At 46.5% G+C, this 8714-nt stretch carries 18 protein-coding genes and 1 pseudogene; 8 read left to right on the top strand and 11 right to left on the bottom strand.

Annotated features, from left to right (window positions below):
• Nucleotides 1-324: pseudogene (locus F6K46_RS36475) on the top strand (IS630 family transposase); the annotation flags it as partial.
• Nucleotides 311-496 (top strand): hypothetical protein, encoded by a 186-nt coding sequence (locus F6K46_RS36470; protein ID WP_293067495.1) that lies wholly within the window; start codon nucleotides 311-313, stop codon nucleotides 494-496. The pseudogene F6K46_RS36475 and the gene F6K46_RS36470, both read left to right, overlap by 14 nt.
• Here the strand turns inward: F6K46_RS36470 and F6K46_RS36465 are convergent.
• Both F6K46_RS36465 and F6K46_RS36460 read right to left on the bottom strand, forming a co-directional pair.
• A complete protein-coding gene (locus F6K46_RS36465) occupies nucleotides 436-1368 on the bottom strand; it encodes a GNAT family N-acetyltransferase (protein WP_293067498.1) in 933 nt (310 codons plus the stop codon). The two genes, F6K46_RS36470 and F6K46_RS36465, sit on opposite strands and share 61 nt — an antisense overlap.
• The gene (locus F6K46_RS36460) at nucleotides 1316-1555 is read right to left on the bottom strand and encodes a hypothetical protein (protein WP_293067492.1); all 240 of its coding nucleotides are present in this window, start codon (nucleotides 1553-1555) and stop codon (nucleotides 1316-1318) included. The genes F6K46_RS36465 and F6K46_RS36460 overlap by 53 nt, the downstream gene beginning before the upstream one ends.
• Here F6K46_RS36460 and F6K46_RS36455 point away from each other — a divergent pair.
• A complete protein-coding gene (locus F6K46_RS36455) occupies nucleotides 1536-1676 on the top strand; it encodes a hypothetical protein (protein ID WP_293067490.1) in 141 nt (46 codons plus the stop codon). The two genes, F6K46_RS36460 and F6K46_RS36455, sit on opposite strands and share 20 nt — an antisense overlap.
• Nucleotides 1677-1910: 234 nt before the next feature.
• Here F6K46_RS36455 and F6K46_RS36450 read toward each other — a convergent pair whose 3' ends face one another.
• Both F6K46_RS36450 and F6K46_RS40465 read right to left on the bottom strand, forming a co-directional pair.
• Complete coding sequence (locus tag F6K46_RS36450) at nucleotides 1911-2165, bottom strand: hypothetical protein (RefSeq protein ID WP_293117930.1); 255 nt, start codon at nucleotides 2163-2165, stop codon at nucleotides 1911-1913.
• A gap of 218 nt (nucleotides 2166-2383) precedes the next feature.
• Complete coding sequence (locus F6K46_RS40465; protein ID WP_366510868.1) at nucleotides 2384-2545, bottom strand: anacyclamide/piricyclamide family prenylated cyclic peptide; 162 nt, start codon at nucleotides 2543-2545, stop codon at nucleotides 2384-2386.
• 106 nt (nucleotides 2546-2651) lie between these two features.
• Here F6K46_RS40465 and F6K46_RS36445 point away from each other — a divergent pair, with 106 nt between their 5' ends.
• Nucleotides 2652-2879 carry a hypothetical protein gene (locus F6K46_RS36445; protein ID WP_293067482.1) on the top strand — a complete coding sequence of 76 codons (228 nt, stop codon included), beginning with the start codon at nucleotides 2652-2654 and terminating at the stop codon, nucleotides 2877-2879.
• 45 nt (nucleotides 2880-2924) lie between these two features.
• On the opposite strand, the gene F6K46_RS36440 is transcribed toward F6K46_RS36445, so the two are convergent.
• From F6K46_RS36440 to F6K46_RS36420, 5 genes are all read right to left on the bottom strand, one after another.
• Nucleotides 2925-3047, bottom strand: a complete 123-nt coding sequence (locus F6K46_RS36440; RefSeq protein WP_293067479.1) for a hypothetical protein — start codon at nucleotides 3045-3047, stop codon at nucleotides 2925-2927.
• A 27-nt stretch (nucleotides 3048-3074) separates the two neighbouring features.
• A complete protein-coding gene (locus F6K46_RS36435; RefSeq protein WP_293067476.1) occupies nucleotides 3075-3539 on the bottom strand; it encodes a DUF29 domain-containing protein in 465 nt (154 codons plus the stop codon).
• A 149-nt stretch (nucleotides 3540-3688) separates the two neighbouring features.
• Nucleotides 3689-3937, bottom strand: a complete 249-nt coding sequence (locus tag F6K46_RS36430; RefSeq protein ID WP_293067473.1) for a hypothetical protein — start codon at nucleotides 3935-3937, stop codon at nucleotides 3689-3691.
• Between the two features lie 224 nt (nucleotides 3938-4161).
• Entirely contained in the window at nucleotides 4162-4368 is a 207-nt protein-coding gene (locus F6K46_RS36425; protein ID WP_293067471.1) for a hypothetical protein, read from the bottom strand.
• Nucleotides 4369-4390: 22 nt separating this feature from the next.
• A complete protein-coding gene (locus F6K46_RS36420) occupies nucleotides 4391-4720 on the bottom strand; it encodes a DUF2281 domain-containing protein (RefSeq protein WP_293067469.1) in 330 nt (109 codons plus the stop codon).
• 109 nt (nucleotides 4721-4829) lie between these two features.
• On the opposite strand from F6K46_RS36420, the gene F6K46_RS36415 reads away from it, so the two are divergent.
• Nucleotides 4830-4988, top strand: a complete 159-nt coding sequence (locus F6K46_RS36415; RefSeq protein WP_293067467.1) for a hypothetical protein — start codon at nucleotides 4830-4832, stop codon at nucleotides 4986-4988.
• A 335-nt stretch (nucleotides 4989-5323) separates the two neighbouring features.
• Here the strand turns inward: F6K46_RS36415 and F6K46_RS36410 are convergent, their stop codons facing one another.
• Complete coding sequence (locus F6K46_RS36410) at nucleotides 5324-5521, bottom strand: hypothetical protein (RefSeq protein WP_293117927.1); 198 nt, start codon at nucleotides 5519-5521, stop codon at nucleotides 5324-5326.
• Nucleotides 5522-5649: 128 nt separating this feature from the next.
• Between F6K46_RS36410 and F6K46_RS36405 the strand changes: the two genes are divergently transcribed.
• Nucleotides 5650-5958, top strand: coding sequence for a hypothetical protein (locus F6K46_RS36405; RefSeq protein WP_293105331.1), 309 nt, complete (start codon nucleotides 5650-5652; stop codon nucleotides 5956-5958).
• A gap of 78 nt (nucleotides 5959-6036) precedes the next feature.
• On the opposite strand, the gene F6K46_RS40460 is transcribed toward F6K46_RS36405, so the two are convergent.
• Nucleotides 6037-6198 (bottom strand): anacyclamide/piricyclamide family prenylated cyclic peptide, encoded by a 162-nt coding sequence (locus F6K46_RS40460; RefSeq protein ID WP_366510867.1) that lies wholly within the window; start codon nucleotides 6196-6198, stop codon nucleotides 6037-6039.
• 65 nt (nucleotides 6199-6263) lie between these two features.
• Between F6K46_RS40460 and F6K46_RS36400 the strand changes: the two genes are divergently transcribed.
• Both F6K46_RS36400 and F6K46_RS36395 read left to right on the top strand, forming a co-directional pair.
• A complete protein-coding gene (locus F6K46_RS36400; protein WP_293067461.1) occupies nucleotides 6264-6398 on the top strand; it encodes a hypothetical protein in 135 nt (44 codons plus the stop codon).
• 742 nt (nucleotides 6399-7140) lie between these two features.
• Nucleotides 7141-8622, top strand: a complete 1482-nt coding sequence (locus F6K46_RS36395) for a reverse transcriptase domain-containing protein (protein WP_293067458.1) — start codon at nucleotides 7141-7143, stop codon at nucleotides 8620-8622.
• Nucleotides 8623-8714 lie beyond the last annotated feature (92 nt).

The following is an 8714-nucleotide window of genomic DNA, read 5'->3' as shown; positions in this document are numbered from 1 at the left end:
TGCTTCTCGTGTATGTTGCTTTCCCGGCTGATGAAGCTCAACGCCAAAGCCAGACGACTAGAAATTTATCATACTCGAAGTAATGGCAGTTGGTTAAATGTAGCAGAGATTGAACTAAGCATTTTAAGCAAACAATGTTTAGCCCGCAGGATTTTAGTCGAAGAAAAATTGGAAAAGAAGTTAAAAGCGTGTGTTCAAGAGCGAAACAAAACAGCCACTCAAGTAATTTGGCATTTTTCAACCCCGGATGCCAGAGTCAAACTTAAACACCTTTATCCAGTGTTTGAAGATGAAGAGATGGCAGATTCTAATGCACCAAATTAGCTGTGCCAGTCCACTACTTACTTTCTTGGATAATAGCAATCCTAAATCAATTGTAATAATTCTTGTTCCCGATTCCCGATTCCCTACTCCCTACTCCCTATTCCCTGTTCCCTATTCCCTGTTCCCTACTTTCTTAAGACTCCGATACGCTTCAGTCAATGACGTCAAATAAGGTTTAAGGCGACGATCCACGAATTCAAGCATGGGTTGGTTACTCTCCCCCACGGCAAAGGTATAGTAAGGAATATCACTATGGAGTTGAGCCATGAGAGACTCTGCAATTACCATGGCACCACGGCCACGCCGTTGGAACCGTCGTTCCACAAACATAGAGGTATAGCGGATAGTATCTGGGCCAACCCGGTGGTTCACCATCCAACCCACCACTTCTCCTTGATAGAGCAAACCCAAACTGTTGAGGGGTTCTAGTTTTGAGGGTTCCAGAAACGGAGACAAGGATTCAGGATACCAAACTTTTTGCTTTTGCCGTTGGTGAATCCGTTCCTCCTGGGCTGGGGTTAGCTCTGCCCAAGGAAACACGGTGAAATCTTTCGGGAAACGATAGTGGTGAACCCAGGGGGCTTGGGCAATATGTTCGCTATCAAATTTTGCCAAAATTAGGGAAATTTTAGGAGTTTCCCATCCCAATCTTTCCAGCAAGGGTTCCAAGGCAACGGTGGTGAGTGCTGTGGCTTGGTAGGATAGCTCGATTTGGCTACAACCCAGTTCCCGGACGTGGGCTTCCAGATGGGTGATTAACCCGCTGCCAACCCCCTGTCGCCGGTTTTCCGGGTGGACAAACAGGGAAAGAATGAAGGCACTAGTGGTATCGGTTTTGGGGTCTTTGCGCAGTTCCGCCACCAGCAAGCCCACCATTTCATCATTTTCCACTGCCGCTAAACCCAGCAGTTCCCCTAGAGGGCTGGCACCTTGCCAGTGGCTAGCAATGCTGGGGCAGGTGTAGTCGTCGTATTCTAAGGAAGCAGCAGCATCAAAGTTTTCGAGCCACTGATAGGTAATTTGGGGGGAGTAGGTGGTAGTCACTGGCTTTGGGGAATTGGGAATCGGGAATCGGGAATCGGGAATCGGGAATCGGGAATCGGGAGTCGGGAATCGGGAATCGGGAATCGGGAGTTGGGAATCGGGAATCGGGAGTTGGGAAATTAATCGTAGGGTGGGCAGTGGCTGTTGCCTGAAATTGGCTAGCAGCCGTGAAGCTATCATCAGCCACTGCCCACCAGACAGGAACTTTTTTTAACTCTATCTGTCATGCAGCCAGCAAATGCGATCGCTTCCATTTTGAGATGGGGAGATGGGGAGGAATCGTAGGGTGGGCAGTGGCTGTTGCCTGAAATTGGCCAGCAGCCGTGAAGCTATGATCAGCCACTGCCCACCAGACAGGAACTTTTTTTAGTCTATCTGTAAAGCAGCAGAAGCGTAGGGTGGGCAGTGGCTGTTGCGTGAAATTGGCCAGCAGCCGTGAAGCTATGATCAGCCACTGCCCACCAGACAGGAACTTTTTTTAGTCTATCTGTAAAGCATGCTTCAGATGCGATCGCTTCCATCTTCAGGATGCATCTAAATTATTACTCTTTTACCCGGTGGCTGGCATGGGCATCTTGGTCAAATATCTTGGTGGAACCGGCATCTTGCCGGTTATCAATATTCCATCGCAGGCAGGATGGGGGCATCTTGGTCAAATATCTTGGTGGAACCGGCATCTTGCCGGTTATCAATATTCCATCGCAGGCAGGATGCCCACCCCACTCATATTGATGCCGCCTCTCATCTAAAGGCTTTTGCCAAAGAAAGGTATAAACCCAAGAAGAAGCCTGCTCCACAATGCCACTGGGGTAGCAAGCTCCTTTCAAGTCCGCCCTCAGTTTCGAGTTCGACTCTACCCTCTTCGACTAATGCCCGCCAAGCAAGCCCGTGCCAGGTAACCGAAAACGAGTTAGTAGCACAGGTAGCTCGGAAATAAATCCCGCGCAAATCGTGCGCCATCCGAGACCAAAAAGGGATTTTGACATTTTGATCCGATAGTGGTAAATTAAGAAGACTACTCTGCGTCGTCCCCCGCAAAAGGATCGACCCAGACCCCTTTTCCCGACGCTGCACAGTACTGGGAGAGAGACTCGGAGACTGACTCCTCATTTTGTCTTGCTACCCCGTTACGAGAAACAGGAGCGGTCTGTTTGGGTAGGAGTTTTTTCTTGGGCATGGTTTCATCTCCATAGAATTAAACTTTCTGTGGTTTAGCTTATTGAGTTGGCTCTGCCTGTGTGAATAGGTTTTTTCATAAGTTTTGTTACGTGGGGAGTGGGGAGATGGGGAGATGGGGAGATAGGGTGATGGGGAGATGGGGAGATGGGGAGATGGGGAGATGGGGAGATAGGGAGATAGGGATAATCGTAGGGTGGGCAGTGGCTAGCAACGGAATTAGCCAGAGCCGTGAATATATCATCAGCCACTGCCCACCAGCCAGAGCTTTTTTTTGTAGTCTATCTGTAAACCATGCTTCAGATGCGAGTCACGCGATCGCGTTCTACTTCTAGGCTAACTGTAGTATCTGTGGAATCGGTAACTCTTTATTAACTTGGCTATAGGCTTACAAATATAGGCGATGGCGGCATAAAAAAGTAGTATTCCTCGATGGTAACTCTTTCCCCGACTCCCGATTCCCGACTCCCTCGGTGCGCTTGACCCGTAATTAAATTCGCCACGGGTCGCACCGCTCCCGACTCCCGGGGTTAGTCGAAAAACCAATTTTCCTTCAAAACTTCTGCTAAAGATGCGGGAGGGTCTTCTGGGAAAAAAGCAATCGGTTTATCCATTAAACTTCCCATCACTTTCTTGGCATCTAGGTAAGTGTTGGCAAAGATTTCAGACAAATAAGGCTTTAAGCTAGGACTATCTAACAATTCATCTCGAATCTGTTGACGAAATGTTGTAATTTCGGCTTTCCATTTATTAGCGTTGTATGCTCTTTCAGATTCCCAATACTTAAGTTTAAGTAAATGTTCCCAAAGTCGAGTTAATAGACTTTTAACTGCTCTTTTGTTCTTTTTAGCCATGCTTTCTAACTCATCCAATAAATTTTCCCAATCAACATGGGTAAAATCTCCCGATCGCAGTTGTTTTATAGTTGCCTCTAGCCAAAGCTGATAATCGTGATCGTATAACCTTGAGGTATTTGGCGCTGTTGATATTTTCATGAGCTTTAAGAGCCGCAATTAAATTAATGGATGAAAGGGATTTTGCTGCCAGATTTTGGTAAGCTTTTCGTGCTTGCTCCTTAACTGAGGTGGGAAGTATGGCGTAAGTTCGCCAAAAATCAGGTTAGGTGCGCTCTTACCATTAAGAATTAAATTCGCCACGGGTCGCACCTGTCGTAAAGGATTTCATTAAGCTCCTTAACTTGATTGGTAGCAATATCTGCTTCTGCTCGCTTCATCAGGCTGTCTAGCTTTCCAGAGCTTAGGTCAGATTCTAGCTGCTGGTCCCACTTATGATCTAAATCATCTAAATATTTCTGTAAGCGGGCTGCCAGCTCTCGAATCTCGCTGTTTGGTAATTGTCGAATAGCTGTTTCAATTTGATCAAGGGTTAACATAAACTAGTTTAGTATTTACATTGATACTATATTAGTATAGCGGTTTTCAATGTGGTGAGGTACAAAGTCCTAGGTGTTCCCAGATCCGCTGTTACCTGTTCCCTTTGCTATCAAAATACTATTACGTAAACGAACGAGTAAACTTGTGATGGAAAATAAAGTAATCGATGTGAGTGGTCTAAGTCCAAAACAGATTGCTATCATTACAGAAATTGTTGAAACTTTTAAGTTAGTTGCTCAACAAAAAGGGTAATCGGGAGTCGGGAATCGGGAATCGGGAGTCGGGGAGATGGGGAGATGGGGTGATGGGGAGTTTTATTAGAATGTGTAGTGTGAGCTTTGGTATCAATAATACTCTTAGCTTTAATCGCTAAACGGGTATCACCTAGTAAATACCAAAGAAAAGCATGAGTATCGAGAAGAGCTTTCATATTACATATATTCCGCCAAATCTTATAATGGTTCATCAAAATCATCTGACATAATGATTTGAACTGCCCAACTCCCATAACCGTGAGCCGTTTCTATCTTTTCGTGATCAGATTGTGTATTATTTAGATAGTTTTCTCGTAAATAGTCTGCATAATGCAATAGTTCCGTCTTGAGATGTTCAGGCAGACTAATAACGACTTTCCATAAGGCTAACTCAGTATTCATAACGTTTATTTTAACCAGTAACGTAGGGAGTCGGGAATCGGGAATCGGGAATCGGGAGATTAATCGTAGGGTGGGCAGTGGCAAGCAAGGGAATTGGCAACCAAGGGTGAAGAGCTGATCAGCCACTGCCCACCAAGGGGCGCGGAAGTATTATTTTTAGTCTATCTGTAAAGCATTGGTAGATGCGATCGCTTCCACTCAAGAATCGTAGGGTGGGCAGTGGCAAGCAAGGGAATTGGCAACCAAGGGTGAAGAGCTGATCAGCCACGGCCCACCAAGGGGCGCGGAAGTATTATTTTTAGTCTATCTGTCCAGGATTGGCAAATGCGATCGCTTCCACTCAAGAATCGTAGGGTGGGCAGTGGCAAGCCAGGGAATTGGTAAACAGCCGTGAATATATGATCAGCCACGGCCCACCAAGGGGCGCGGAAGTATTGTTTTTAGTCTATCTGTAAAGCATTGGTAGATGCGATCGCTTCCACTCAAGAATCGTAGGGTGGGCAGTGGCAAGCCAGGGAATTGGCAACCAAGGGTGAAGAGCTGATCAGCCACGGCCCACCAAGGGGCGCGGAAGTATTATTTTTAGTCTATCTGTAAAGCATTGGTAGATGCGATCGCTTCCACTCAAGAATCGTAGGGTGGGCAGTGGCAAGCCAGGGAATTGGTAAACAGCCGTGAATATATGATCAGCCACGGCCCACCAAGGGGCGCGGAAGTATTGTTTTTAGTCTATCTGTCCAGGATTGGCAAATGCGATCGCTTCCACTCAAGAATCGTAGGGTGGGCAGTGGCAAGAATCGCGAAATCGGCAAGGTTGGTGAAGAGCTGATCAGCCACGGCCCACCAAGGGGCGCGGAAGTATTTTTTTACTCTATTTTTTACTCTATCTGTAAACCATGCTTCAGACGCGATGAAGCGTTTCGGCAAAGCCGACGCTACGCGAACGCAAAGCGTGGCCTACGGCCTCAGCTTCCGCGCTTATGCGATCGCTTCCATTTTCAGGATCCATCTCAATTAAAGCTGTTTGACCCAATGGGTGGAACCGGCATCTTATTGTGGAACAGGCATCTTGCCTGTTTCCTGCCTTGGAAGCTGCATCTTGCCGGTTATCAATTATTCGCGGCAGGAAAGATACCCACCCCACTAATATTCATGCCTTCCCTCATCTAAAGGCTTCTGCCAAAGAAAGATATAAACCCAAAAAGAAGCCTGCTCCACAATGCCACTGGGGCAGCAAGCTTCTCGACCGTCAGCCCTCCGTTTCGAGTGCCACTCAACCTTCTGGCAGGACTTCTGCCCGCCAAGCACGCCCCCCGTGCCAGGTAACCGAAAACGAGTTAGTAGCACAGGTAGCTCGGAAATAAATCCCGCGCAAATCGTGCGCCATCCGAGAGCAAAAAGGGGTTTTGACGTTTTGATCAGATCGTTGTATATTAAGGGGACTACTCCGCGTCGTCCCCTGCAAAAGGAATTAAATAGCCATTAGAAATCTGGGCCACACAGTACTGGGAGAGAGACTCGGAGACTGACTCCTCATTTTGCCTTGCCACCCCGTTACGAGAAACAGGAGCAGTCTGCTTGGGGGTAAGTTTTTTCTTGGGCATGGTTTCATCTCCATAGAATTAAACTTTCTGTGGTTTAGCTTATTGATTTGGCTCACCCTCTGTCAATGCCTTTTTTTTTACGTTTTGTTACGTGGGGAATCGGGAGTGGGGAGTCGGGAGTGGGGAATCGGGAATCGGGAATCGGGAATCAATCGGGAATCGGAAAATTAATCGTAGGGTGGGCAGTGGCTGTTGCCTGAAATTGGCTAGCAGCCGTGAAGCGATGATCAGCCACTGCCCACCAGACAGGAACTTTTTGTGCGGCTCGTTCTAAGGAGGAGCCTCCCGTAGTAGGGAGGGGTATGACTTAGGGGCGCGAGGGATAACACCCTCAAACCTAACTGAATGTTGGATGGAGGTGAAAGTCCTCCCCTTGAAGAGACAAGTGACTCCTGATCTGGCCACACCGAAGTGGGCGGCAACCCACCAGAGTGACGCTGGCATCAGGGCGGAATCAGAGGTAAATCAGATGTGCCACACTGCCGCTAACTAGGGAGACGACAAGGGTAGATTAACAAAAGTCCTTAAAAAGTGTCTTACCCGGAAGCCGCAATCTGACTAGTATATGCGAGACTTCATCCTTTTATTCTCACGATGTTTTGAGAAAGGACAATCGTAATCTCTGAGAAAAGGATAGGCAAAATGGTTAGAAGTTACCGCAAGAATAGTGGAGCCTTTATAGTTAGTCGGCTATGGGTAAAAGGGTTAAAAATTTTGTAGTAAGGCTCCACTATTCTAAGGTTTCATCTCCGGACTGCCCTAAATCGTCAAAACAATCTAACAATCGGAACGAGTAAAAACGACAGCATCATGAGTCTGAGGAAAGGTCGAAACCTCAGTAAACTATGCCTTGTCTAATCCTCACTGTCGGGTAAGATGCAGCCGAAAAACTGGCTGCGGGTATCCAGAATACACAAACCTTAGGAGAGCATAGGTAGACGCATGTCAAAACGATATAGCGACCTTTGGAAGAGTCAAAAGTGGAAGAAACTTCGCCAAAACTTATTCCGCCTACAAAAGAGAGTGTACAAAGCGGTTCGAGACGGCGACCTGAAGAAAGCGCGGTCTATACAGAAGCTTATCCTGAAATCCCGCGCTGCCCAACTCTTGGCTGTCCGTCAAGTAACACAACTAAATAAAGGGAAAAAGACGGCTGGAGTTGATGGCCTGTCAAGTCTCAACTACAGACAGCGAATGGAACTGGTAGAAACATTGAACGACCATGCCTCTGACTGGAAGCATAGCCGACTTCGTGAAATCCCAATCCCTAAAAAGAATGGGAAAATAAGAACATTGAAAATACCAACCATCGCTGACAGAGCATGGCAATGTCTAATAAAATTCGCCCTTGAACCGGCTCACGAAGCGCTATTTAGCGCAGATAGTTACGGGTTCCGTACCGGAAGGTGCGCACAGGACGTTCAAAAACGTCTATTGTCACACCTAAGGTCAACCAGTAACGGAAGCAATAAGAGGATAATCGAGTTAGACATTAAGAAGTGCTTTGACCGGATATCACATAACTCCATCATGGAAAGAGTCATAGCCCCGAGAGCTATCAAACAGGGAATATTCCGATGTCTCAAAATCGGGACAAATCCTGAATTCCCGGAGCAAGGCACGCCTCAAGGGGGAGTGGTGAGTCCCTTACTAGCTAATATAGCCCTTGACGGAATAGAGGACATACACACTAGTTTACGGTACGCCGATGACATGGTGTTCATTCTCAAACCAAGAGACAATGCCGAGAAGATACTGGACAAAGTCAAAGCATTCTTAGCAGAGCGTGGGATGGAAATAAGTGAAGAAAAGACCAAGCTAACTAAAACGACAGACGGTTTTGACTTACTAGGCTGGAATTTCAGAGTCCAGAAAAACGGAAAATTCCGATGTACTCCCTCAGAGGAAAACCACCGGAACATAAGGAAGAAGATTAAAACCGTGGTCAACAACTCGAATTATGGTGCAGAAGTAAAAGCCAAAAAGCTGGCACCCATCGTGCGCGGTTGGCGAAATTACCACTCTAGCTGCGATCTGAGCAGCACTCGGGATTCTCTATGGTTCATGGCAAAAACGGCTAACCGGAAGTTCCGAAAGGAAAAGAAAGTGAATCGATACAAAGCCACAGAACTATGTAAAAAGGGATTCCCTAAAGTGGGGTACAAACAAAACCAACACGTGAATGTAAAGGGCACCAAATCACCCTACGACGGTGACCTGGTGTACTGGAGTAACCGGAATTCAAGGTTATACTCAGATGCTACTTCAGAGGCATTGAAAAAGCAAAACCAATCCTGTGGACATTGCGGGCTGAGGTTCATGGAAGACGAGGATGTACACCTCCATCACATAGATGGAAACCACGACAACTGGTCTAAAAAGAATCTATTAAGCAGGTGCACAAAATTAATTACCTATTTTTGACATAATAATCTATAATTAGATAAAATCACTGAAAATGGGTATTTATATGAGATTCATTAGAGAATTAAATACCGAAACTAAAAAACTGTTGG

It is taken from the genome of Moorena sp. SIO3E8, from assembly GCF_010692445.1.
GTDB classification, from domain to species: Bacteria; Cyanobacteriota; Cyanobacteriia; order Cyanobacteriales; family Coleofasciculaceae; genus Moorena; species Moorena bouillonii.
This window is presented reverse-complemented; position numbering and strand designations above follow the sequence as displayed.

What these genes read in the sequence shown, in the direction of transcription:
- F6K46_RS36470 (WP_293067495.1), top strand. Translation starts at nt 311, where the DNA reads ATGCACCAAATTAGCTGTGCCAGTCCACTACTTACTTTCTTGGATAAT.
- F6K46_RS40465 (WP_366510868.1), bottom strand. Translation starts at nt 2,545, where the DNA reads ATGCCCAAGAAAAAACTCCTACCCAAACAGACCGCTCCTGTTTCTCGT.
- F6K46_RS36445 (WP_293067482.1), top strand. Translation starts at nt 2,652, where the DNA reads ATGGGGAGATGGGGAGATAGGGTGATGGGGAGATGGGGAGATGGGGAG.
- F6K46_RS36435 (WP_293067476.1), bottom strand. Translation starts at nt 3,539, where the DNA reads ATGAAAATATCAACAGCGCCAAATACCTCAAGGTTATACGATCACGAT.
- F6K46_RS36430 (WP_293067473.1), bottom strand. Translation starts at nt 3,937, where the DNA reads ATGTTAACCCTTGATCAAATTGAAACAGCTATTCGACAATTACCAAAC.
- F6K46_RS36425 (WP_293067471.1), bottom strand. Translation starts at nt 4,368, where the DNA reads ATGAAAGCTCTTCTCGATACTCATGCTTTTCTTTGGTATTTACTAGGT.
- F6K46_RS40460 (WP_366510867.1), bottom strand. Translation starts at nt 6,198, where the DNA reads ATGCCCAAGAAAAAACTTACCCCCAAGCAGACTGCTCCTGTTTCTCGT.
- F6K46_RS36400 (WP_293067461.1), top strand. Translation starts at nt 6,264, where the DNA reads ATGCCTTTTTTTTTACGTTTTGTTACGTGGGGAATCGGGAGTGGGGAG.
- F6K46_RS36395 (WP_293067458.1), top strand. Translation starts at nt 7,141, where the DNA reads ATGTCAAAACGATATAGCGACCTTTGGAAGAGTCAAAAGTGGAAGAAA.